Below are 23794 nucleotides of genomic sequence, written 5' to 3' on the forward strand. Positions count from 1 at the left end.
GCGCCCGCGGGCGGCCGGCGGGCCCGCGGGGGTGCCGCCCCGCCCCGCGGGGGCCCGGGGCTGCCCCCGCGGGCGCGGCCGGGCGGGGGGGGGTCGGGGGTCCGGGGGTTCGCGCGTTCCGGTGGGTGAAGGGCGGCGGGAGCCGGTCGCCCGCGCTCAGGACGTCCCGTTCAGTACGGCCGCACCGCGCGCCGCCGCCGGCCCCGGACGAGCACCTCTACCGGTCGTCCGGACGCCCGGCGACCACGTCGAGTGCCGGCCAGGGAGGACCCGCGCGCAGCAGGCGCAGGAATTCCACGCCGAACCGCCTCCCGTTCGGAAACTGGTCGCCCCGTTCCCAGCGCCAGGCCGCGAGCATCGCGAGAACCAGGTGCCGGCAGTCGTCCAGCAGCCCTCGGTCGACGTTCGGGTAGTGCGCGCAGACCGCGTCGGCGACATGGGCGAGATCGAACTCGACGGGCCCCCGGCAGCACGTCTCCAGGTCGATGAAGAACGGACCGTCCCTCGTGGCGAGCACATTGCCCGAGTGCGGCTCACCGTGCAGCAGCTGCTCCGCGGCGCCTCGGTCCTCGATCGCCCGACGCAGACGTGCCAGTCGGCCGCTGAGGAACGCGCGGTCCGCGTCGGCGAGCTCCGGCGAGCAGTCCGGGTCGGCGACGACGGCTTCCGCCTCCGCGACGCGGTCCATGAACCGCGGGCTCGGCACGTCGACCTTCCGCATGCCCGCGTGCAGCCGCTCCAGCGCCTTGGCGTAGTCGGCCGGCGCGGTGCGAGGTGCCACGGGCTCGTAGTAGGTCCACAGCGTCACGGTGAAGCCGTCGCGCGTGTACACACGTGGGTCCACCCGGGGCTCCAGCGGACCCGTCGGACATCCGGCCTCGGCGAGCCGTCGGGCGAGCCGGACCTCGAACTCCGCGGCCTCGTGCCCCGCGGGGGCGACCCGGGCGAGAACGTCGCACGGCGTCAGCCGCAGCGCCAGCCTGTTCGAGTTGTGGAGCACGACCGCGTCGTCGGCCGGCAGGCCGAGCGATACGGCGACCGACGTCGCGGCCCCGATCGCGCGGGTGATACCGGTGGCCTCCATCCTCCCATCGTGGCACAGATGGGCGAATGGACGAGTGGACGAGTCCAGTGCGCCCGATCCCGTACGGGCGGGAACTCTCGGCCGCCTCGGCGCAGTTGTCCCTTTGAAGCCGCGGGACCGGACCAGACCACCCACACGGAACAGGAGCGCGGTGTGTGCCGAGGTACCACCACCGGGCGCGGGCCCGGCACGGCCCCGAGACCGGAACAGGAGCAGCAGCGGGAGCGGGAGCCCGAGCCCGAGTATCGCCGGGGGCCTAGGCGCCGCTCAGCGCCGGAGCGACTCACGGCGCCCGGTGCCGCAGCCCTCCCAGGGCAGATGCCGGGCGAAGAACCCGTGCACGGCCTCGCGCACCGCACGCACCGCCGCGCCCGCGCCGATGGTGCCCGTCAGGGCGACCCGCTCGGCATCGGTCATCAGACCGGCGGCCCGGAGCTGGGGCGCGATCGCCGCGTAGTCGCTGAACACCCAGTGCGCGGCGCCGTCGAGCTGCCGCAGCCGGACCGGGCTCCCCGGGTGGGCGAGCGCGGCCGACCAGGAGCGCGTCAGCTCCGGGCGCCCGGGAAAGCCGTCGGTCCCCATCAACAGCAGCGGCCGGTCCACTCCGTACCGGGCCACCGGGAACAGCTCGCTCGTCCCCCCGGGCACCGAGGGCGGATGGTCGAGAAAGCCCTCCAGATTGACGGCCGTGTGGAAACGCCGGTCCTCGTGGAGCGCCTGGGCGGCGGCCGTCCCGCCGGCCGAGTGCCCGTAGACACCGGCGCGCCGCACATCGAGGGCGCGGTGCAGCCCCTCCGGCAGCGGTCGCCCCTCCACATCGGGGTTCTCCCCCGCCGCGAGTCGCTCGACCTCGCCGAGCACGAAACGGAGGTCCGCGACCCGGGTGTCGATCGCGGTGCGGAACAGCTCGGGGTCCAGCCGGGGATCGCCCCGGAACACGGTCTCCCGCAGCTCCTCCGGGCGTCCGGCGCCACCGCCGGGGAAGGCGACCTCGCCCGCGTCCCCCGGGTGGTCGACGGAGACGACGACCCAGCCGCGGCCGGCGAGTTCCTCGGCGACCGCGGTGCCCAGGGTGCGCGGGTCGCCGCCGCCCGGGCTGTGGAGCAGCACCGGCCGCCGTACCGCCTGGGCGGGTGCCTGCGCGTGCGCGTGGGTCCTGGTCGCGGCCCAGTCGACCCCCGCCGTCGGGAGCTGCGGGTGCGTCCGGGGCGCGGACACGCGAAACGACGCGGCGGCGGCCCGGGTCATATGGGGCGCGACCGGGTGTCCGGCGACGGCCGCGGCCGGATAGAACACGGTGGCCATCACCTCCCGGACGAGCACGGGAGACCAGGGGTCGCGCCGGGAGCGGTCGACCAGGTGCAGTGTGGTGCTGCCGACCGGATTCGGGCCGGTGGGGGCCGGCAGACGCACCGTCAGCCCGTTCCCGGACGGCGTCCGCACGACGCCGTCCTCCTCGACGGTCCTCCCCATGGCTCCCCCTCCGCATGACGTTCGGCCGGTGTACCGCACCGCCTGTGCGGTGCGGTACACCGGCCGCCCCCCGTCCCCCCGCGGTTCACTGCCGCGAACCCGGTGGCATGCCCTGAACACTGGCACCCGCGGGGGGAGACGGGCGATCCTTGAGGCCCTGCCCGAAAAGCTGGCGCCAGCCACTGAGGGGATGCAGTGATCCGGATACACTTCACCGCCGCCGACTTCGCCCGGGTCAGGTTCGCCCCCCGGCCCTCCCCTCTTCAGGAACTCAACGCGACGCTCGTCATGATGGGCCGTCCCCATGACGAACTGCTCTACGGCCGCTGGAGGCGGCGGCTGCTCCAGTCGCTGCCGGACGGCAGCGCGCCGCTGAAGGATCTCGCGCCCACCCATGAGGCGCCCGGTTTCCTCAATGTCGTCGACGACACTCTCCAGGGCGGCATCGAGTCCATGCGCGGCTCCCGTCCGGAGCTGGTCCGCTCCGGCCTGGAGCAGTTGTACCCCACCCGGTCCGCGCCCGCCTGGATACGCGATCTGTACCGGGGCGACGCCCATGCCTGGCAGCTCCTGCGCCGGGCGCAGCGGCTGGCGTTCGACGCCGCGCTGCGCCCGGTGTGGCCGCTGGTGGAGGATCTGCACCAGGCGGAGTTCACCCGCCACGCCCTGACCGTGGCCGAGCACGGCATCGGAGCCACCCTGACCGGCCTCTTTCCCAGCAGCTGGCCGCAGGAGGACATCTGGGAGCTGCGGGTGCCGGGGAATCAGGACATCAAGCTGGACGGCCACGGCATCCTGCTGATGCCCACCTTCCATCTGACCGGCCCGCCCTGTCTCTCGCATGTGCCGGAGCGCCCTCTGGTGCTGAAGTATCCGGCGGGTCCCGGTCTGCCGCTCACACCGGACGGGGTGGGCAGCGCGGAGGAGGCGCTGGCCGAGGTGCTGGGGCGGACCCGGTTCGGCATTCTGCTGCTGCTGGCGGACGAGCACACCACGGGCGGGCTCGCCCGCCGGCTGGAGGTCAGCAACGCCACCGTCTCCGCGCACACCGCCGCGCTGCGGGGCTCGGGTCTGATCACCACGGTGCGGGCGGGGCGGGCGGTGCTGCACCGGCGCACCGCGCTGGGGGATCTGCTGATCCGGCGGCACACCGAGGCGCCGCCGGCGGCGGCGCTCACTGCCCCGGCCCCCCGGCGGCATCCCGCAGCGGAGGGAGGATCTCGTCTGCGTCCTCCGCCGTTGCCCCGTCGGCCGTGAAGGGTATGGCGTCCCCCGCCTCGGTCACCAGCCAGCCGAGGATCTCCTCGGTCAGCGGAGTGCCGTTCTCGAAGTCGTTCCAGTGGGCCCGGTGTCCCGAGCCAGGCAGCACCGCCGCGACCGCGTGTGCCCGCTCAAGACGCCAGAAGTCCGGATAGTCCGTCACCGGCCGCAGCGCGCCCCGTTCGGGGTCGACCACGAGGGCCGCGTTGGTCAGGGGCTCCCAGCCCTCGACCGGCAGTTGCCGGCCCATGAGCTCGTCCGTCCCGGAGAAGAACGCGAGCCAGCCCGTCTTGGTGAAATGCATCATGCACGGGATTCTCCCTGCTCCCCGGCAACCCTCCGGCACCGGGCGACGCCGGGACGGCGGGACGGCGTGCGGCGCGCCGGTCGGCGCCGGGACGGCGCACGCCGCACCGGTCGGCGCCACGACGGTACGAGCGACACCCGGACGACGCGCACCGCACCGCGCGCCGCCGGAACGCAGCGACACCGGGAGCGACACCGGGCCGTGCGCGCCGCACCGCCCGGCCCCGGGCAGCTCCGGCCCTCCGGCGGTACGGTGTCCCGCTCCCCGCCCCCGGGAAGGGCCGCCGGTCTCCGATTGGCCCGCGCCCGCCCCCCGCCCACTCGCTACGGTCGGGCCCATGCGCATTCAGATCGTCGACGCCTTCACCGACACCCCCTTCGCCGGCAACCCCGCCGGTGTCCTGCTGCTGCCGAAGTCCCGCGCGTTCCCCGACGCGGCCTGGCTCCAGCGGGTCGCCGCCGAGGTCAATCTCTCCGAGACCGCCTTCGCCCATCCCCTCCCCGCCGGAGAGGAGGGCGACTGGGCGCTGCGCTGGTTCACCCCCGCCACCGAGGTCGACATGTGCGGGCACGCCACCCTCGCCACCGCGCATGTCCTGCACACCACGGGCGCCGCCGGCGGCACCGTCCGGTTCGCCGCCCGCTGCGGGATTCTCACGGCCACGGCCCGGGAGGACGGCACGATCACCCTGGACTTCCCCACCTCCCCGCTCACCCGGGTCGACATCCCGGACGGCATCGCCGAGGCGCTCGGCGCGCCGGTGCTCTCGGTCCACGACACCGGGCCGCACATCGGCGACCTGGTCGTCGAGCTCCGCGACGAGCGGAGCGTGCGCGCGCTGACCCCGGACATCCGCGCTCTCGCACGGCACTCGCGGCGCGGGATCGTCGTCACCGCCGCCGCCGACGACCCCGGCCTCGGCCACGACTTCGTCTCGCGGGGGTTCTTCCCCGGCGCGGGGATCGACGAGGACCCGGTGACCGGCAGCGCGCACACCGCGCTCGCGCCGCTCTGGTCGGCGCGCCTGGGCCGTACCGAACTGACCGGCCTCCAGGCGTCGGCCCGCTCCGGTCTCGTCCGGTGCTCCCTGCGCGGCGACCGGACCCTGCTGACGGGCCGCGCGGTCACCGTCATCGACGGCGAACTGCTCACCGCGCCCTGACCCGGCGAGGGGCGTGCGGCCCCTCCCGTACGCCCCGGGGGTCCGTCACGGGGTGGGCAGCCATCCGACCCGGCCGGCCAGCAGCGCGTATCCGACGAAGGCCACGATGTCGAGCAGCGCGTGCGCGACCACCAGCGGTCCGACCCGTCCCCACCGGCGGTAGAGCAGCACGAACACCACACCCATGACCATGTTGCCGATGAATCCGCCGATGCCCTGGTAGAGGTGGTACGAGCCGCGCAGCAGCGAACTGGCGGCGAGGGCCGCCATCGGGGTCCAGCCCAGCTGGTCGAGCCGGCGGAGCAGATAGCCGACGACGATCACCTCCTCCACCACGGAGTTCTGGATCGCCGAGAGGATCAGTACGGGGAACTTCCACCACACCTCGGGCAGTGACTCGGGGACGACCGTCAGATTGAACCCGGTGGCCCGCGCCGCCAGATAGAACGCCAGACCGGCGCCGCCGATGCCTGCCGCGACCAGGGTGCCCCGTCCCAGGTCGGGCCAGGGCCTGGTGCGGTCGAAGCCCATGGCCCGCAGTCCGCCCGCGCCCTCCCGGGTCAGCAGATGCGCCACCAATAGGACCGGCACCAGGGCCGTGCTGATACCGAAGAGCTGCCAGGCGAGATCGAGCCAGGGGCGGCCGGGCGCGTGCGAGCCGTTCAGCGTCGCCGCCTGATCCTTCAGACCACCCGGTTCGGTCAGCGATCCAACAAAGCTGATCAGCGCCGAGACTCCGCTCGCGCCCAGCGAGAGCGCGAGTACCAGGAGCGTCTCGGACCGCAGAATCCTCCGTGGCGTGCCTTCCTGGGGAAGGGAATCGGCCACGTGTCCGGGCTCCGTCTGCACTCGTGCCTCCAGTCGTTCGATCCCGCGCGGCCTCTCCTCGTCGCGCCGGGTGACGAGGGTACGCAGGGGAGGTCACAGCTTGCCCGACGCGGGTGCGCCGGGGGGAGGCAGGGCGGGGTGTCGCCGAGGGGGCACCCCGCCGGGCGTCACCGGACGTCCGGCTCGCGGCCCGCCGCCGGGCCGTCCGTGCGGAGGGCGCCCCGCCGCCGGGCCGCCCTTCAGGCGCTCCGGCCGGGGAAGCCCACGGGCCAGGTGTGCACCGGTTCGCCCTCGTGCATCAGATCGCAGTAGCGGCGGGTCATCGCCGCGAGGGCCGCGTCCCGCTCCAGACCGGCCTCCCGGGCGCGGTGGTAGGTCTCCGTCTGCCAGGAGGCGCCGTTGACCCGGCGTTTGCAGCGCTCCTCGATCACTCCCAGATACCGGTCCCGGTCGGCGGGTTCCACATTCCACGCGTCGAGTCCGGCGGCTGCCAGCGGCAGCAGTTCATCGCGTACGAGCTTGACGGCCGGCACCCGGGTGATGCCGCCGCCCCGGCCGGGGCGCGGCCACTGGAGCCCGGCGTCGATGCCCTCGCGGCACGCGGTCTCGAAGTTCTCGGCGGCGGCGTCGAAGGGCAGCCGGGTCCACACCGGCCGGGGCTCCTCGGCGAGCGCGCGCACCAGCCCGTAGAAGAAGGCCGCGTTGGCGATGACATCGGTGACGGTGGGCCCGGCCGGGAGCACCCGGTTCTCCACCCGCAGATGGGGTACACCGTCGGCGACCGAGTACACCGGACGGTTCCAGCGGTAGACCGTGCCGTTGTGCAGGACCAGTTCCTGAAGACCGGGGACACCGCCGTCGTCGATGATCCGCAGCGGGTCCTCGTCGTCGTCGCAGATCGGCAGCAGGGCGGGAAAGTAGCGGAGATTCTCCTCGAAGAGGTCGTAGGCGGAATCCACCCAGCGCTCCCCGAACCAGGTGCGCGGCCGCACTCCCTGCGCCTGGAGTTCGGGCGGGCGGGTGTCGGTGGCCTGCTGGAAGAGCGGCGGCCGCGACTCGGGCCAGAGCTCCTTGCCGAAGAGGAACGGGGAATTGGCACCGACGGCGACCTGCACGGCCGCCACGGCCTGCGCGGCATTCCACACATCGGCGAAACGCCCGGGTGTCACCTGAAGGTGCAACTGCACGGATGTGCAGGCCGCTTCGGGGGCAATCGAGGCGGAGGTACAGGTCAGCCGCTCCGCTCCGTCGATATCCAGGGTGAAGGCCTCCCCCCGGGCGGCGACGATCTGCTCGTTGAGCATCGCGTAGCGGTCGACGGCGGAGAGGTTCGCGGAGACCAGATCGTCCTGGGCGAGGGTCGGGAGAATGCCGATCATCACGATCCCGGCGCCCACCTCGTTGGCCTTGCGATGCGCATATCCGAGCCCGGCGCGCAACTCCTCGGCGAGCTGATCGAGAACCCGTCCGCCGAGCCGGTGCGGAACAATGTTTACTTCCAGGTTGAACATTCCCAGCTCGGTCTGGAAATCATGGCTCGCGATGCGTTCCAGGACTTCCGCATTCATCATCCGGGGCAGCCCGTCCGAACCCGCGAGATTCAGCTCGATCTCCAGGCCCATCAGATTCTTGGGCCGGTCGAACCTCTTCTCGGCCAGCAGCCGCCCCAGTCCCGCCAGGCACTGTTGCAGCTTTCGCCGGTACCGCTGGCGATCGGACAGCGCAAAGCTGCCTGTCACGATCTTTTCCCCCATCGAAGCGTCCTCCTCGCGTGGGCACCGCGCGGCATCGGTCGCTCGCGTCACGGACGATAATGCCCAGCCTGGCTGATCCATAACGCGGCGGCCACGCCCGGGGGCGGGTAGGGTGTCAGAAGTGACACGCGGCACATCCCGCTGATGCGATGCGGCCCGCCCGCCGGCAGGGTGCAGTACACAGATACTCCACCCGCCGTATGGTGAAAAACACCGACCGGTTTCGGCCTACCGGCAACTGGGCTAATGCCCTGGCCGTGAAGGAAATTTCCCCGGCAACCCCGCAGATCCCCTGCTGAGGACGGACCTGAACCAGCCTTGTTTTTAATGCGCACGAGCGCTAGCGGAAACACTATGAGAACACGTGTCGTATAAACTTTGCCCAGCAGGCAGAGAGTTGGCGCCCAGTCGCCTTCCCGGCCCTTCTGGCCCCGCACGCTGACAGCGCCGTCCGCATCTGCCTCTGCCTCACCGTGTCTCCCAAGTGAGAGGCGACCCACCATGCCGCTGCACGCCCTACCGGCCCCCGCGCCCGCACTCCGCAGCGTCCTCACCGCACTCGGTTCTCCCACCGCTGTCAGTGAGGACCGCACCCCCGCTCTCCGGTCCGTCCAGGGACCCGCGAGCCCCGAATCACCCCTTCCCGTCCATGTCCTCGACCAGATCGCCCCGACGCCCGCCGGCCCCGGCACCAGGCTCACGGGATGGCGCTTCCTGATCCGCGGCACCGATCGGTACGTCGCCGCCGCGGAGACGGTCCTCACCCCCGACGGCTGGGCCTTCTCGCACTTCTTCGAAGGCCCCTATCTGACCTCCACCGAACGGGCCCTGCGGCAGGCGGAGTCGATGACGACCCCGTTTCAGCCACGGCTGCTCTCCATCCCCGAGCTGTACATGCTCACCCTGTGGCTGCACGGGGACCCGGAGGCCGACGCCGCCTCAGGCACCCTCCTGCCCACCGACGTTCTGATCCCGCTCGCCCCCGCACCCCCCGGGATCGCGGCCGACCGGCCGCACCGGGTCACCGATCTCCTCCCGGTGATGACCCTGCGGCTCACCCCCGCGCCCCTCCTCGGCTCGCCCGCCTGACCGCGCCCCGTTCGCGCCCCGGCGCACGGGCGAATGAGCACTTCGCGCCCCGTGACCACTCGGTCGCGGGGCGCACTTCTGCCCGATCGGACTAGTCCAATCCGACCCCCTGGAACCACCCGAAAGGACAATCCAGCAGGGCTGAACCATCACCTTGGTGGACACGTCTCTTCTGAGTGAGACGAGCTGTCGCGAAATCCCTGCGGGATGACGCCCGTGGGGCAACACTGGGACCGGACCTACAGATACGGGGGCGGCCATGAACACCTCATCGAGCCGCAGGACGTTCACCACACCGCAGCGAAAGAACTCAGCCATGTGCCAGCACCAACCGCCCTGCCCGACATCCGACTCCGCCGACCGGGACGCGGCGCGCCTCGTGGCGCACCATCCGGAGCAGGGCTGGAGCCTGCTGTGCAATGGCGTGCTCCTCTTCGAGGACACCGGCGAGCTCCTCCCCGACGGGCAGATCATCGCCCCTCACCGGGTGGGCCTGACGGCGACGGCGGCGTAGAACCGCCTCCCCCGGCGCTACCCGCGCCATCGCTCCCGCCGCCGTTCCGCCCCGCCCCCGCGCACCCGCCGTCTCCGGCCCGCGCGCGGCACCGGGCGGGCGCTCCGGTCCGGTCCGGTGTACGCGCTCCGGTCCGGGTACGACGAAGGGGCCGGCCGGAGACTTCGCTCCGTACCGGCCCCCCTGCGACAGGCGTCCGCCGTCCGTCAGCGGTCGTACTCCTCCAGCGGCGGGCAGGAGCAGACGAGGTTGCGGTCGCCGAAGGCGCCATCGATCCGGCGCACCGGCGGCCAGTACTTGTCCGCGGCGCTCACCCCGGCGGGGAAGACGGCCGTGTCACGGCTGTACGGGTGGTCCCAGTCACCGCCCAGCGCGGCGGCCGTGTGGGGCGCGTTCCGCAGCGGGCTGTCCTCGACGGGCCACTCGCCCGACGCGACCAGCTCGATCTCCCGGCGAATGGCGATCATCGCATCGCAGAAGCGGTCGATCTCGCTCAGATTCTCGCTCTCGGTGGGCTCGATCATCAGGGTGCCGGCCACCGGGAAGGACATCGTCGGCGCGTGGAAGCCGTAGTCGACCAGCCGCTTGGCGATGTCGTCCACGGTGACTCCGGTGGCCTTCGTCAGCGGGCGCAGATCCACGATGCACTCATGGGCGACCAGACCGGCGGGGCCGGTGTAGAGCACCGGGTAGTGCGGCTCCAGCCGCTTGGCGATGTAGTTGGCGGCCAGCACGGCGACCTGGGTCGCCCGCTTGAGACCCTCGCCGCCCATCAGCCGCACATAGGCCCAGGAGATCGGCAGAATGCCCGCCGAGCCCCACGGCGCGGCCGAGATCGGCCCGACGCCCGTCTCCGGGCCGGCGGTCGGCTGGAGCGGGTGGTTCGGCAGATACGGCGCGAGGTGCGCCCGGACGCCGACCGGCCCGACACCGGGGCCACCGCCGCCGTGCGGGATGCAGAACGTCTTGTGCAGATTCAGGTGCGAGACGTCGCCGCCGAACTTGCCCGGCTTGGCGAGCCCCACCAGCGCGTTGAGATTGGCTCCGTCGACATAGACCTGGCCGCCGGCCTCGTGGACCCGGGCGCAGATGTCGGCGACGTGCTCCTCGAAGACACCGTGCGTCGAGGGGTAGGTGATCATCAGCACGGACAGCTCGTCGCGGTACTGGTCGATCCTGGCGCGCAGGTCGTCGACGTCGACCTCGCCGTCGTCGGCGGTCTTCACCACCACGACCTTCATCCCGGCCATCACGGCGCTGGCGGCGTTGGTGCCGTGCGCGGACGACGGGATCAGGCAGACCGTCCGCTGCTCGTCGCCGTTGGCTCGGTGGTAGGCGCGGACCGCGAGAAGACCGGCGAGTTCACCCTGCGAGCCGGCGTTCGGCTGGATGGAGACCTTGTCGTAGCCGGTGACCTCGGCGAGCCGCTCCTCCAGCTCCCGGATGAGCGTCAGATAGCCGGCCGCCTGGTCGACGGGGACGAAGGGGTGGATCTGCCCGAACTCGGGCCAGGTGACCGGCTCCATCTCGGTGGTCGCGTTCAGCTTCATGGTGCAGGAGCCGAGCGGGATCATGCCGCGGTCCAGGGCGTAGTCCCGGTCCGAGAGGCGGCGCAGATAGCGCAGCATCGCCGTCTCGGAGCGGTGCTGGTGGAAGACCGGGTGGGAGAGATAGTCGTCGGTGCGCAGCAGCGCGGCCGGCAGGGTGTCCTCGGTGGTCCCGTCCAGCGCGTCGATGTCGCCGGTCACGCCGAAGGCGGCCCACACGGCGGTGAGCTGGGCGCGCAGGGTGGTCTCGTCGCAGGCGACGGAGACGTGCGAGTCGTCGACCAGGCGCAGATTGACCCCGCCCTCACGGGCGGCCGCGACCACATCGGCCGCGGTGCCCGGCACCCGTGCGGTCAGGGTGTCGAAGTAGGAGTCGTGGAGGACCTCCACACCGCCGGCGGTCAGGCCCGCGGCGAGCAGGGTGGCGTAGCGGTGGGTGCGCCGGGCGATGGCGCGCAGTCCGTCCGGCCCGTGGTAGACCGCGTACATCCCCGCCATCACGGCGAGCAGCACCTGCGCGGTGCAGATGTTGCTGGTGGCCTTCTCGCGCCGGATGTGCTGCTCACGGGTCTGGAGTGCGAGCCGGTACGCCTTGTTGCCGTCGGCGTCGACGGAGACACCGACGAGCCGGCCGGGCAGGCTGCGGGCGAACTTCTCCCGGACGGCCATGAAACCGGCGTGCGGGCCGCCGAAGCCCATGGGGACGCCGAAGCGCTGAGTGGTGCCGACGGCGATGTCGGCGCCGAGCTCACCGGGCGGGGTGAGGAGGGTGAGGGCCAGCAGATCGGCGGCGACGGTGACGATCGCGCCGAGCGCCCGCGCCTGCTCGATCACCGGCTTGATGTCGCGTACGGCCCCGGAGGCCCCCGGGTACTGGAGCAGGACGCCGAAGACACCGCGCTCGGCGATCTCGGCCGGGATGCCCGCGCTGAGGTCGGCGGTGACGACCTCGACACCGGTGGGCTCCGCGCGGGTCTCGATGACCGCGAGGGTCTGCGGCAGTACGTCGGAGTCGACCAGGAAGATCCCGTTCTTGACCTTTCCGACCCGTCGGGCGAGCGACATCGCCTCGGCGGCGGCGGTGCCCTCGTCGAGGAGGGAGGCTCCGGAGGTGGGCAGCCCGGTCAGCTCGGCGACCATCGTCTGGAAGTTCAGCAGAGCCTCCAGCCGGCCCTGGGAGATCTCCGGCTGGTAGGGCGTGTACGCCGTGTACCAGGACGGGTTCTCCATGACGTTGCGCAGGATGACCGGGGGCGTGAAGGTGCCGTGGTAACCGAGGCCGATCATGGGCGCCAGCACGGTGTTGCGGTCGGCGAGGCCGCGCAGCTCGGCGAGGACCTCGGCCTCGGTGCGGGCGTCCGGGAGGGCCAGCGCCTCCGCGCTCTTGATGACATCGGGGACCGCCGCGGCGGTCAGCTCGTCCAGCGAGCCGTATCCCACCTGCGCCAGCATCTTGGCCTGGGCCGCCGCGTCGGGGCCGATGTGGCGCTGCTCGAACGGGGTGCCCTGCTCCAACTGGGAGAGCGGAATGCGGTTGGCGGTCATGTAGGAGGCCTCCTGGTCTGACACGACCTGCGAGAGGCACCACCGCACGCGGGGTGCCCTGGACGGGCCTCCCCCTCTGTCATCTCAACCTGAGAGCTTCACCGGGCCGCCCGACTGCGACGCCCCGGCTTTCACCGTCGGTGAGAGCGGATGCCGTCCGACGCCCGCCCTGCTTTCCAGAGTGACCTCGTCCGCGCGGTACAGGTGCCTGAGAGATTCCGGGGAGGATTTGCTCCTTCGGCGCCACCGTCGTCCTGCCGGTGGACTCTCCCGCGCGGGGTCAGCAGCCGCTTGCCAGCCTACCAGCGTGACCTTTCAACAATCGCTCAAGTGGCCGACACCTGCGAAGTGCCCTTTTGTATGGATCAAAGAGCAGTTGCGACCATATGGAGGGACCGTGCAGACCGATATCGATCCGCGCAGCCTGATCGGCCGCAAGGCGTTCGACCGCGACGGGGCCAAGATCGGCACCGTGGACGAGGTGTACCTGGACGATGCCACCGGTACACCCGAATGGGCGGCAGTGCGCACCGGGCTCTTCAGCCGGGACGCCTTCGTCCCGCTGGAGCCGAGCACCTTCGTCGACGACACCCTGCGTGTTCCCTATGAGCGCTCGCTGATCAAGGACGCACCGGACTTCGGTGTCGGCCGCCATCTCTCCCCCGAACAGGAGCTCCAGCTCTACCACCACTACGGCCTCGAACTCTCCGTGTCGCCGGAGGTGCCCGTCGCGCCCCCCGACGACCGCTCCTTCGGACAGGTCGCGGGCGACGAGGACTGACCGGCGGCGCCGGCCGGCCCCGCCGGGTTCTCCGGGCTCCCCGGCGGCGCGTCCGGCGGCCCCTCGGGCGGGTTCTCCGGCGGGGCGACCAGGGGCAGCGGATCGGAGGGCTCCAGATCGGGGTCGTCCACCCGGAAGGTCCGCACGCGCCCCGGCGGGGAGAGCGGGTCCTCGAACCGCACGGTGACCCGTCCGACACCGCTGCCCTGCACCCATCCCGCCCCGTGGACCGCGTGACGCACGTCGTTGCCGGCGGACCAGCGCCGCTCGGCGGGCCCGCCGGACGGGCCGGCGGTGCCCCCCGCCGCCACGGGCGCGCTCCGCCCCTCCGCCGGGTCCCCGTCCCGCCCGGCCGGTTCCCGCCGCTCGTCCGGTGCGTCCGGTGCGCCACCCGGGGGCGCCGCCGCGCTGTCCGGGGCGGCGCCCCCGGGGCGCTCACCGGCTGCGGCCTGCGCGAAGAGGTCCTCCTGGGTGTAGTCGGCGAGCCCGGACACCCCGACGCCCAGCAGCCGGACACCGCCCGTGGTGTCCACGGACTCCAGGAGGCGCGCCGCCGCCTCCCGGACGACCGCGGGATCGTCCGTCGGCCCCCGGAGCGTCTCCGAGCGCGTCAGCGTCGAGAAGTCGTACCGCCGGACCTTCAGCACGATCGTCCGCCCCGAGTGCCCGGAGGCCCGCAGCCGCTGGACACAGCGGTCCGCGAGCCGCTCGACCTCGATCCTGATCCGGACCCGGTCGTGCAGATCCACGTCGAAGGTGTCCTCCACCGACACGGATTTGGTGTCCCGCTCGGCGACCACGGGCCGGTCGTCGAAGCCCAGGGCCATCCGGTGCAGCGCGGTGCCGTGCGCCCTGCCGAGCAGCCGCACCAGCTCGTCCTCGCCCGCCTCGGCGACCTCGGCGCAGGTCGTCATGCCCGCGCGCCGCAGATGCTCGCCGGTCGCCGGGCCGACGCCGGGCAGCGTCCGCACGGTCAGCGGCCCCAGCAGCTCACGCTCGGTCCCCGGCTCCATCACCACCAGACCATCCGGTTTCGCCTGCTCGGAGGCGATCTTCGCCAGCATCTTCGAGCCGGCGAGGCCCACTGATCCGGTGAGCCCGGTGACGGTGCGTATATCCGCCCGCAGCCGCTCTCCGGCGGCCCGCGCCGACGGCAGATCCGAGGCCGCGCCGCTCGCCTCCAGATCGACGAAGGCCTCGTCCAGACTGAGCGGCTCCACCAGCGGCGACAGGGAACGCAGCAGCTCCATGACCTGTTCGCTGATGGCGCGGTAGAAGGAGAAGCGCGGCACCAGATACGCCGCGTTCGGCGCGAGCCGCCGGGCCTGGGCCATGGGCATCGCCGAGTGGACCCCGAACCGTCTCGCCTCGTACGAGGCGGTGGCCACGACACCGCGCGGACCGAGCCCGCCGACGATCACGGGCTTTCCGCGCAGACTCGGCTTCGCCGCCTGTTCGGCTGCGGCGTAGAACGCATCCATGTCCAGATGCAGAATCGTCGGCGCGGATCTCACATCTCCGATGCTGCCCTACGCCACTGACAATGCCCGCCGGGCCATTCGCCGTGTCCTTCCGGCCGGGCCGGGAGGAAGGCGGGGCGGGGTCCGCCGAACGGGTCAGACGGCCCGGTTCTGCCGGCGCCTGGCCAGCTCGTCGGCGGGATTGTGGCCGATCAGGGTCTCACCGGTGTCGACCCGCTCACCGTGCAGCTGCGACAGCGCCGTCTCGACATCGCGCCAGACCACGCCGACCGCGATACCGAAGATCCCCTGTCCGCCCTGGAGGAGGCTCACCACCTCGTCGGGCGACGAGCACTCGTAGACGGTCGCGCCGTCGCTCATCAGCGTCATCCGCTCCAGATCGGCGTGGCCGCGCGCCCTGAGGTGCTGCACGGCCGCCCGGATGTTCTGGAGCGCCACCCCGGTGTCCAGGAATCGCTTCACGATCTTCAGGACGACCACATCGCGCAGGCTGTAGAGCCGCTGGGCCCCCGCGCCGCGAGCCGGCCGCACACTCGGCTCGACCAGGCCGGTACGCGCCCAGTAGTCGAGCTGCCGATAGGTGATGCCGGCCGCCGCACACGCGGTCGGCCCTCGATAGCCGACCGTGTCCGCCGACGGGTCGACCGCACTCTCCGGGAGCGGATACGGCCCGCTCTCCCCCAGGGCTCGCCCGAGGGCCCCCACCGCACCGCCGCCGCTGCTTCTCACGCCGACCTCCATCCTTGACCTGCCCACCCGACGGTAGGCAGTCACCAGGGGTGCGTCAACGATCGCCACACTCGGCACGCCGAGTGATAATCACCCTGAGAGTGGTTTCTCGTGCCCCAAAACGGGGAAGACGTGCCCGAATGCGCCCAAGCCGACAGTCTCGGCCTCTCCGGTGACCGCCAGTGGACCGGCGGTCACCTGCTCACCGTACGGCGGTCACTGGCTGTTGGTTCCGAAGTCCTCCGGCGAGATCTGATCGAGGAACTCGCGGAACTTCTCCACCTCGTCCTCCTGCTCATCCGGAATCGCGATACCCGCGTCGTCGAGCACCCCGTCACTGCCGTAGATCGGCGTGCCGGTGCGCAGGGCGAGCGCTATGGCGTCGGAGGGACGCGCGCTCACCTCGACTCCGCTGGCGAAGACCAGCTCCGCGTAGAAAACCCCTTCGCGCAGGTCGGTGATGCGGACCTCGGTGAGTTCCTGCCCCACCGCCTCCAGCACATCCTTGAAGAGGTCATGGGTCAGCGGTCTGGCAGGTGCCATGCCCTGCTGGGCAAAGGCAATGGCGGTCGCCTCCCCGGGACCGATCCAAATGGGGAGGTACCGGTCGCCTCCCACTTCACGCAGGAGCACGATCGGTTGGTTGGAGGGCATTTCCACCCGGACACCCACAACGTCGAGCTCGTTCACACAGCAACCCTAGGACGTGCCCGGCCCGTTTGGGTAGTCGGGCACGTTCTGGATCAGCCGAGACGGACTCCGAGGGCACTCTGCAACAGGGCCGCGTGCAGCCGTACGGACAGCTCCGCCAGCTCTTTCGCCGTGGCCTCCGCATGTGCCCTGGTCTGCGGATTGCGATGCCGCCGCAAGGGTGCGACCACCTGCTCCACCAGCCCGGCATCCCGCTCGGCGGAAGCCTTCATGGCCCGCAGATGACGCGGTTCCAGACCGAATCCGCCCAGGTCGGCCACCAACCTGGCCACCGTCACCGACTCGGCGTCGAAACTGCCGGCGGCGTCAGGGGTGAGCAGGCCGTAGGACTCCCAGACGGCCAGCTGCTCCTCCGAGACCCCGGCGGCGGCCAGCAGAGCCGCCCGGCCGATCCGTGCGGCCGTACGGCGCTCACCGGCGGCCTCCCAGACCCCGGCGGCCCCTGCCGCCCCGGCCGGCGCCTCGCCCTGCGAGCCCTGAGCGGGCAACTGGACCTGTTCACCCCGGGCGACGGCGTCCAGATGCTCACGGATCACCTTCAGCGGAAGATAGTGGTCCCGCTGCATCCGCAGTACCTGGGCCAGCCGCTCCACATCGGCCGAGGTGAATTTGCGGTACCCCGACGGTGTGCGCCGCGGCTCCACGAGACCTTCGGCCTCCAGGAAGCGGATCTTGGAAATCGTGACTTCGGGAAACTCGTCGCGCAACTGACCGAGCACCGTCCCGATGCTCATCAGCCGCTCACCCGCGGCGAGCCGCCCCGCCGCGGTGGCGGTGCCGTGACCGGCACCGCCCGTCGGTGTTCGCATGGTGCCTTCCCCGCCGGGTTACAGGCCCCGCTGCTGGCTCGCGTAGAAGACCAGCCGGTACTTGCCGATCTGGACCTCGTCACCATTGGCCAGATAGACCGAGTCGATCCGCTCGCGATTGACATAGGTGCCGTTCAGGCTGCCCACATCGGCGACGCCGAAGCTGCCGTCCGGATTCCGGCGGAACTCCACATGGCGGCGGGACACCGTCACGTCGTCGAGGAAGATATCGCTCTGCGGGTGACGGCCGGCCGTGGTCAGCTCGCCGTCCAGCAGGAAGCGGCTGCCCGAATTGGGGCCGCGCCGGACCACCAGCAGCGCCGAACCGAACGGCAGGGCCTCGACAGCGGCCTGCGCCTCCGGGGAGAGCGACGGAAGCTGTGTCTGCCCCGTCACCTCGGAGTCGTATGCCTCCAGGCCCGAGATGGAGATGGTGGACGTCGTCTCCGACGCCCGCTCCGCGGGCGCCTGGCCCCGCAGCGGCGCGCCACAGTTCGAGCAGAACTTGCTCGACTGCGGATTGCGGTTCCCGCACCTCGTACACACCGTCACGGCCGCCATGGACCGGTCCTCCTGCCGCGGCTGTCCCCCATGGGGATTGGTCGCGTACGGATCGGGGGCATACCCTCCACCCGTACCTGAGGCTGCTGGTTCCCCGAAACCTATGCGGCCGGGACCCGCAGGGTCAACAGACGACGCGCCCCGCCCACCGGGAATGTCACCACCCGGCCCGGAGACCTCATCCCGGAAGAGCGGACGCTCGCCGCCCTGCTCCTCCTCCTGGCCATGACGCCGCGCGCGATGCTTGGCGTTTCCGCCGTCCTCGCGCGAGCTCTTGCCGAACAACTTCGCAAACAATTTCACGGGCGATTCCCCTTGACCGAAATAGACCCGCCCGTGGGGCAGGACGAACCCTCAATGACCACACCTGCCGACCCGGACATCATCACAACGTCCGTACCCATCAGACAGTTTCCACCACGCGGCACAGCTTCTGTGTGCCGACCCCTCGCAACCTCATGCCCCGACCCGCCGGGCACCGTACACCGCCGCCTCACTGCGCCGACGACCGAGCGTAGTCAGGCCGCTCCGCGGGCCGCAAGGCGCCCACGACGATCTTCTCCGAGCGGACCACCGAAGCGGTGGCCTGCTCCTTCTCCAGCGTCTGCACCACTCCGCCCGGAATGTTCAGGGCGGGCTCAAGATCCTGCGGCTTCCCGATGACCTTGAAGATGTACGGCGCCCTGATCCGGTTCCCGTCCACCTCGATGTCGCCGCCCGTACCGGTGAAGTACGTATCCGCCACGACCCGGTGGTCATTGACCTGGATGGCCTCCGCGCCCGCGGCCCGCAGCTCCTGGATCGCGTCGAGCAGCATGTCGGCCTCCACCCGGCCGGAGCCGTCGGTGATGGTGAGCGTGATCCCGGGGCCCTGGGCGGCGACCGTACCCGCGAGAATGCCGAGCTGCTGCTCCTTCTGCTCGGTCTGCCTGCGGGCCTCCTCGGCCTGGTCCGAGCTGTTCTCCAGCTCGGTGCGCTGGGTCTCCAGCCGCTGCTTCTCGTCCTCCAGGCGCTCGGTGCGGTTGTCCAGCTCATCGAGAATCCGCACCAGATCCTCCTGCCGGGCACCGCGCAGAGCGCTGTTGTCGCTGGTCGAGCGGACCTGGATGGCGAGCCCGAGACCCAGGACGAACAGCAGCACCGCGACCGTGAGTTGAGCACGTGTCACCCGCGGCGGCCAGAGGCCGGCGACCAGCCGCTGGCGCCCCGTCATCCCGGCCCGCGGGCCGGCCGGGGCCGACCGCTCCGGCCCGGACTGCGGCTCGGACTGCGGCTCTCGCGAGGGGACCTCGCCGGCGGCCGGCTCCCTGCCCTCCGGGTCTCCGTTCACCGGGCCGCCCTTCGTCGGATCGCTGCTCATCGGCCTCACGCCCGGAAGACGTGCCGGCGGATCGCGGCGGCGTTGGAGAAGATCCGGATGCCGAGCACCACCACCACACCCGTGGAGAGCTGGGCGCCGACGCCCAGCTTGTCCCCGAGGAAGACGATCAGCGCCGCCACCACCACATTGGACAGGAAGGAGACCACGAAGACCTTATCGACGAAGATCCCGTCCAGCATGGCCCGCAGTCCGCCGAAGACGGCGTCCAGCGCCGCCACCACAGCGATCGGCAGATAGGGCTCGACCACCGCCGGAACCTCGGGCCGGACCAGCAGTCCGGCCACGACTCCGACGACGAGGCCCAGTACGGCGATCACGATGTGCCCTTCCCTGTGTCTGCCGTGCCCTGCCCGCTGCCCTTCCCGGCGGAGGCGGTCCTCGGCTCTGCTGTACGTACGATCAGGCTCGGGGCCGCCGCGAGACGCACCGTGTCCTCGGTGGAGACACTGAAGCGGATACCGAAGTTCTCCCGCAGCGCGTGCAGATACCGGCCGTCGACGCTGTCCCGGAACTCCGTGCCCAGCCTCTTTCCGTCCCCCACCGCCAGCACCGTATAGGGCGGCACCAGCGGCCTGTTGTCCACCAGTATGGCGTCTCCGGCGGCCCTGATCGCGGACAGGGCCGTCAGCCGCTGCCCGTTGATGGCCACGGCCTCCGCACCGGACTCCCACAGCCCGTTGACCACCCGCTGCATGTCACGGTCCCGCACCCGGCCCGTATCGCTGAACCCGCTGCTCTCGCGCGGCCCGCCGCCGCCCTGGGCGGTGTCCTCGCGGTCGTCGACCACGAGCTTCACGCCCGGGCCCTCCACCTCGGTGGCCCCCGCCATCAGCGACACCACCTGGTGCCGGCCGTCGCCCGGCGTCCTGAGCGCCTTGCGCTGACGCTCCCCCACCTCGTCCCGGAGCCGGTCCACTCCGCGCTCCAGCGCGTCGGCGTCCGAGGTCTCCGCCTCGATGCGGTCGATCAGCTCCTCGCGCTCCTTCGCCAGCACCGGAGCCGATATCCGCGCCTCCGCCGCACCCACCGTGACGATCAGAGCGGCGAGCACCAGGCCGGCCGCGAGACCCAGCCGGGCGCGCAGCGAGCGGGGCAGTCCACCGCCCTCCGCCTGCCGGCGCGCGGTCGCCTCGGCGTACCCGTCGTCGAGGCTGTGCTCCATCACATTCGTCAGCAGCGACATCGAGGCGTCGGGACGCGGGGGCGGGGAGCCAGTGCTCCGAACGGGGTGCTGCTGCGGCATGCCGCACATCGTCGCACGTCGTGGGCGCTACCGCCGAATGGCCCCACCGGTGTGCCGGACGCCTCGCTTCCGAAACGTCCGGCACACCGCTCACACCTCAGTGACCTGCGCTGTCCACCACCGCCGACCAGTCGTTGAGCAGTTCCTGAGCCGACGCGTCATCGGGCCCTTCCGCCCACAGATGAGTGACGGCCTCCGAGGGATCGGGCAGGACCATCACCCACCGTCCATCGGCCTCGACGACCCGCACCCCGTCGGTGGTGTCGACCTCGCGCTCACCGGCCGCCTCGACGACTCGCCGCATCACCAGTCCCTTGACCGCCCAGGGCGTGGCCAGATCACGCTTGAGCACATGAGCCCGCGGAATCCGCGCATCGATCTGACTCAGCGTGAGCTGGGTGCGCGCCACCAGACCGACCAGCCGCACCAGGGCCGCCGTACCGTCGAAGACGCTGCTGAACTCCGGCACGATGAAGCCGCCGCGGCCGTCGCCGCCGAAGATGGTGGTCTCCTCACGGCCCACCCGCGTCAGATCGTCGGGCGATGTCGTCGTCCACTCCACCTGGGTGCCGTGGTACGCCGCCACCTGCTCGGCGATACGGGTCGTGGTCACCGGCAGCGCCACCCGCCCGCTGCGCCGCTCCGCGGCCACCAGGTCGAGCAGCACCAGCAGCGCCCGGTCGTCCTCGATGATCCTGCCGCGTTCGTCCACGAGGGAGAGCCGCTCGCCCACCGGGTCGAACCGCACCCCGAAGGCGGCCCGCGCCGACGCCACGATCTCACCCAGCCGCACCAGCCCGGCCCGGCGGGTGTCGGCGGTCTCGGTGGGCCTTGCCTCGTCGAGACCCGGATTGATGGTCAGGGCATCCACCCCGAGCCGGCCCAGCAGGCTGGGCAGCACAAGCCCCGCGCTGCCGTTGGAGGCGTCCACGACCAGCTTCAGCCCGGACTCGGCGATGCCGGTGGTGTCGACATTGCGGAGCAGGGACCCGGTGTACGAGTCGAAGACGCTGGCCGGGAAGTACAGGTCACCGATCTCGCCCGGGAACGCCCGCCGGTACTCCTGCCGTGCGTAGACCCGGTCCAGCTTCCGCTGTCCGGCCTGGGAGAGGTCGGCACCCCGTTCGTCGAAGAACATGATGTCGACGGAGTCCGGCACACCGGGCGAGGTACGGATCATGATGCCGCCGGCGCTGCCGCGCGCGGTCTGCTGCCGTGCGACGGGCAGCGGCACATTCTCCAGATCCCGCACATCGATGGCGCTCGCCTGGAGGGCCGAGATCACCGCCCTTTTCAGCGCTCGCGCACCACGGGAGTGGTCACGGGCGGTCGTGACGGTGGACCCCTTCTTCAGGGTGGTCGCATAGGCCCCGGCGAGCCGCACGGCAAGCTCCGGGGTGATCTCCACATTGAGAATCCCGGACACTCCCCGGGTGCCGAAGAGATGCGCCTGGCCGCGCGACTCCCAGATGACCGAGGTGTTGACGAAGGCGCCGGCCTCGATGGTCTTGAACGGGTAGACGCGGACATTGCCCTGGACGATCGACTCCTCGCCCACCAGACACTCGTCACCGATGACGGCACCGTCCTCGATCCGGGCGGCCCGCATGATGTCGGTGTTCTTGCCGATCACACAGCCGCGCAGATTGGAGTGCTCGCCGATGTAGACGTTGTCGTGGACGACGGCCTTGTGGAGAAACGCGCCGCTCTTCACGACGACATTGGAGCCCACGACCGTGTGCTCGCGGATCTCCACATCGGCTTCCACCTTGGCGTAGTCGCCGATGTAGAGCGGACCGCGCAGGACAGCGTCGGGGTGCACCTCGGCGCCCTCGGCCACCCAGACGCCGGGAGAGATCTCGAAGCCGTCGATGTCGACGTCGACCTTGCCCTCCAGGACATCCGCCTGGGCCTTCACATAGCTCTCGTGGGTGCCGACATCCTCCCAGTAGCCCTCGGCGATATAGCCGAAGATCGGCTTGCCCTCCTTCATGAGCTGCGGGAACACATCGCCGGACCAGTCGACGGAGACATCTGCTTCGACATAGTCGAAGACCTCGGGCTCCATGACGTAGATACCGGTGTTCACCGTGTCCGAGAAGACCTGGCCCCAGGTGGGCTTCTCCAGGAACCGCTCGACCTTGCCCTCTTCGTCGACGATGGTGATGCCGAATTCCAGCGGGTTGGGCACCCGGGTCAGACAGACCGTGACCAGCGCGCCCTTCTCCTTGTGGAAGGAGATCAGGTCGGTGAGATCGAAATCCGTCAGGGCATCACCGGAGATGACGAGAAAGGCATCGTCCTTCAGCGCTTCCTCGGCGTTCTTCACACTGCCGGCGGTGCCGAGCGGTTTCTCCTCATTGGCATAGGTGAGCTCCATTCCGAGCTCTTCGCCGTCACCGAAGTAGTTCTTGACCAGCGAGGCGAGGAACTGGACGGTGACGACGGTTTCATTGAGCCCGTGGCGCTTCAGCAGCCGGAGCACATGCTCCATGATCGGCCTGTTGACGACAGGGAGCAGTGGTTTGGGCATGCTTGAAGTCATGGGGCGAAGTCGGGTGCCTTCGCCACCAGCCATCACGACGGCCTTCATGTCGGAAGCGTCCTCCTTGAGAGAGACGGTCTAGCCGACTTCGCTCGTCCAAAGAGGCCCTCTGGCGTCATGCTGGGCGTGCGACACTGCACAGCTTCGCATCGACGAGGTCAATCGGCCACTGCGTCCGCCTTGACGAGTCGGCGAACCTGGACCACATACAGGATTCCTGCCCACCAATACAGAGTTGTACCCCATCCGGCGAAGGCCCATCCGAAAATAGCAGCGAGTGACGCGAGCCACCCTGATCCGTCACTGAGCAGCAGCAACGGGAAGGCGTACATCAGGTTGAAGGTCGCGGCCTTGCCCAGGAAGTTCACCTGCGGCGGGGGATAACCGTGCCGGCGGAGGATTCCCACCATCACCAGAAGCATCAGCTCGCGGGCCAGGAGAGCCGCGGTGAGCCAGAGCGGCAGGATCTCGCGCCAGGTCAGACCCACCAGGGTCGACAGAATGTAAAGTCTGTCGGCGGCCGGGTCCAGAAGGCGCCCCAGGCTGCTGACCTGGTTCCATCGGCGGGCGAGCTTCCCGTCCAGGTAGTCACTGATCCCGCTGAGCATCAGCACCAGCAGGGCCCAGCCGTCGCTGTTCGGACCGCCGAAGACCGGGCGGAGAATCAGCCACAGGAAGAGCGGTACGCCCACCAGGCGCGCCATGCTGAGGATGTTGGGGATGGTGAGTACCCGGTCCGTCTGAACGCGGGTCTCCTGGACCTCCACCCGGGGGCCTCCTGTGTGCAATGTGCCGATGACTCCTCCCCGACCTTACCGTCAGCCGGCCGGGATACGGACACAGGGGCCGCTCCGAACGGGTCCTGAACGCAGAAATGCCTCAGCCCCCCGGATCATGAAGATCCAGGGGACTGAGGCTAAAAATTGTTCGGCGGCGTCCTACTCTCCCACAGGGTCCCCCCTGCAGTACCATCGGCGCTGAAAGGCTTAG

At 70.9% G+C, this 23794-nt stretch carries 21 protein-coding genes, 1 rRNA gene and 1 riboswitch; of the genes, 5 read left to right on the top strand and 17 right to left on the bottom strand.

Annotated elements, in window-relative coordinates; all coding sequences use genetic code 11:
* Nucleotides 1–217: 217 nt before the first annotated feature.
* A complete protein-coding gene (locus tag ABT122_RS29925; RefSeq protein ID WP_351558661.1) occupies nucleotides 218–1084 on the bottom strand; it encodes a phosphotransferase in 867 nt (288 codons plus the stop codon).
* Nucleotides 1085–1351: 267 nt separating this feature from the next.
* Complete coding sequence (locus ABT122_RS29930) at nucleotides 1352–2557, bottom strand: alpha/beta hydrolase (RefSeq protein WP_351558663.1); 1206 nt, start codon at nucleotides 2555–2557, stop codon at nucleotides 1352–1354.
* A 195-nt stretch (nucleotides 2558–2752) separates the two neighbouring features.
* Here ABT122_RS29930 and ABT122_RS29935 point away from each other — a divergent pair, with 195 nt between their 5' ends.
* Nucleotides 2753–3814, top strand: a complete 1062-nt coding sequence (locus tag ABT122_RS29935; protein ID WP_351558664.1) for an ArsR/SmtB family transcription factor — start codon at nucleotides 2753–2755, stop codon at nucleotides 3812–3814.
* Here the strand turns inward: ABT122_RS29935 and ABT122_RS29940 are convergent.
* Complete coding sequence (locus tag ABT122_RS29940) at nucleotides 3732–4124, bottom strand: hypothetical protein (RefSeq protein WP_351558666.1); 393 nt, start codon at nucleotides 4122–4124, stop codon at nucleotides 3732–3734. The genes ABT122_RS29935 and ABT122_RS29940 overlap by 83 nt on opposite strands.
* Before the next feature lie 337 nt (nucleotides 4125–4461).
* On the opposite strand from ABT122_RS29940, the gene ABT122_RS29945 reads away from it, so the two are divergent.
* Complete coding sequence (locus tag ABT122_RS29945) at nucleotides 4462–5286, top strand: PhzF family phenazine biosynthesis protein (protein ID WP_351558667.1); 825 nt, start codon at nucleotides 4462–4464, stop codon at nucleotides 5284–5286.
* 45 nt (nucleotides 5287–5331) lie between these two features.
* Here the strand turns inward: ABT122_RS29945 and ABT122_RS29950 are convergent, their stop codons facing one another.
* Entirely contained in the window at nucleotides 5332–6114 is a 783-nt protein-coding gene (locus ABT122_RS29950) for a CPBP family intramembrane glutamic endopeptidase (RefSeq protein ID WP_351558669.1), read from the bottom strand.
* Nucleotides 6115–6353: 239 nt separating this feature from the next.
* The gene (locus ABT122_RS29955) at nucleotides 6354–7868 is read right to left on the bottom strand and encodes a glutamate-cysteine ligase family protein (protein WP_351558671.1); all 1515 of its coding nucleotides are present in this window, start codon (nucleotides 7866–7868) and stop codon (nucleotides 6354–6356) included.
* Nucleotides 7869–8369: 501 nt separating this feature from the next.
* On the opposite strand from ABT122_RS29955, the gene ABT122_RS29960 reads away from it, so the two are divergent.
* Nucleotides 8370–8957 carry a hypothetical protein gene (locus tag ABT122_RS29960; RefSeq protein WP_351558673.1) on the top strand — a complete coding sequence of 196 codons (588 nt, stop codon included), beginning with the start codon at nucleotides 8370–8372 and terminating at the stop codon, nucleotides 8955–8957.
* Nucleotides 8958–9273: 316 nt separating this feature from the next.
* Nucleotides 9274–9471, top strand: a complete 198-nt coding sequence (locus ABT122_RS29965) for a DUF5999 family protein (RefSeq protein ID WP_351558675.1) — start codon at nucleotides 9274–9276, stop codon at nucleotides 9469–9471.
* A gap of 206 nt (nucleotides 9472–9677) precedes the next feature.
* On the opposite strand, the gene gcvP is transcribed toward ABT122_RS29965, so the two are convergent.
* Nucleotides 9678–12563 (bottom strand): aminomethyl-transferring glycine dehydrogenase, encoded by a 2886-nt coding sequence (gene gcvP / locus ABT122_RS29970; protein ID WP_351558676.1) that lies wholly within the window; start codon nucleotides 12561–12563, stop codon nucleotides 9678–9680.
* 186 nt (nucleotides 12564–12749) lie between these two features.
* A riboswitch (glycine riboswitch) is annotated at nucleotides 12750–12846 on the bottom strand.
* Nucleotides 12847–12960: 114 nt separating this feature from the next.
* On the opposite strand from gcvP, the gene ABT122_RS29975 reads away from it, so the two are divergent.
* Nucleotides 12961–13344 carry a PRC-barrel domain-containing protein gene (locus tag ABT122_RS29975; RefSeq protein ID WP_351558678.1) on the top strand — a complete coding sequence of 128 codons (384 nt, stop codon included), beginning with the start codon at nucleotides 12961–12963 and terminating at the stop codon, nucleotides 13342–13344.
* Here the strand turns inward: ABT122_RS29975 and ABT122_RS29980 are convergent.
* The 11 genes from ABT122_RS29980 to rrf form a co-directional block, all read right to left on the bottom strand.
* Complete coding sequence (locus tag ABT122_RS29980; protein WP_351558680.1) at nucleotides 13254–14858, bottom strand: DNA polymerase IV; 1605 nt, start codon at nucleotides 14856–14858, stop codon at nucleotides 13254–13256. The two genes, ABT122_RS29975 and ABT122_RS29980, sit on opposite strands and share 91 nt — an antisense overlap.
* A 102-nt stretch (nucleotides 14859–14960) precedes the next feature.
* A complete protein-coding gene (locus tag ABT122_RS29985; RefSeq protein WP_351558682.1) occupies nucleotides 14961–15554 on the bottom strand; it encodes a MerR family transcriptional regulator in 594 nt (197 codons plus the stop codon).
* Between the two features lie 216 nt (nucleotides 15555–15770).
* Nucleotides 15771–16244 (bottom strand): bifunctional nuclease family protein, encoded by a 474-nt coding sequence (locus ABT122_RS29990; protein WP_006123076.1) that lies wholly within the window; start codon nucleotides 16242–16244, stop codon nucleotides 15771–15773.
* A gap of 53 nt (nucleotides 16245–16297) precedes the next feature.
* Nucleotides 16298–17074: a transcriptional regulator FtsR gene (gene ftsR / locus ABT122_RS29995; protein ID WP_351558683.1), complete on the bottom strand. Its 777-nt coding sequence runs from the start codon at nucleotides 17072–17074 to the stop codon at nucleotides 16298–16300.
* Between the two features lie 18 nt (nucleotides 17075–17092).
* On the bottom strand, nucleotides 17093–17980 hold the full coding sequence (locus tag ABT122_RS30000; protein WP_351558691.1) for a double zinc ribbon and FHA domain-containing protein: 888 nt from the start codon (nucleotides 17978–17980) through the stop codon (nucleotides 17093–17095).
* 148 nt (nucleotides 17981–18128) lie between these two features.
* Nucleotides 18129–18995, bottom strand: coding sequence for a DUF881 domain-containing protein (locus ABT122_RS30005; protein WP_351558685.1), 867 nt, complete (start codon nucleotides 18993–18995; stop codon nucleotides 18129–18131).
* 5 nt (nucleotides 18996–19000) lie between these two features.
* The gene (locus ABT122_RS30010; protein WP_006376801.1) at nucleotides 19001–19333 is read right to left on the bottom strand and encodes a small basic family protein; all 333 of its coding nucleotides are present in this window, start codon (nucleotides 19331–19333) and stop codon (nucleotides 19001–19003) included.
* Nucleotides 19330–20259: a DUF881 domain-containing protein gene (locus ABT122_RS30015; protein ID WP_351558687.1), complete on the bottom strand. Its 930-nt coding sequence runs from the start codon at nucleotides 20257–20259 to the stop codon at nucleotides 19330–19332. The genes ABT122_RS30010 and ABT122_RS30015 overlap by 4 nt, the downstream gene beginning before the upstream one ends.
* Before the next feature lie 97 nt (nucleotides 20260–20356).
* Complete coding sequence (locus ABT122_RS30020; RefSeq protein ID WP_351558689.1) at nucleotides 20357–22852, bottom strand: sugar phosphate nucleotidyltransferase; 2496 nt, start codon at nucleotides 22850–22852, stop codon at nucleotides 20357–20359.
* A gap of 110 nt (nucleotides 22853–22962) precedes the next feature.
* On the bottom strand, nucleotides 22963–23571 hold the full coding sequence (gene clsA, locus ABT122_RS30025) for a cardiolipin synthase ClsA (RefSeq protein WP_351558693.1): 609 nt from the start codon (nucleotides 23569–23571) through the stop codon (nucleotides 22963–22965).
* A 158-nt stretch (nucleotides 23572–23729) separates the two neighbouring features.
* A 5S ribosomal RNA gene (rrf, locus tag ABT122_RS33695) occupies nucleotides 23730–23794 on the bottom strand; the annotation flags it as partial.

This window comes from Streptomyces sp. NPDC001985, assembly GCF_040296845.1.
Taxonomy (GTDB): domain Bacteria; phylum Actinomycetota; class Actinomycetes; order Streptomycetales; family Streptomycetaceae; genus Streptomyces.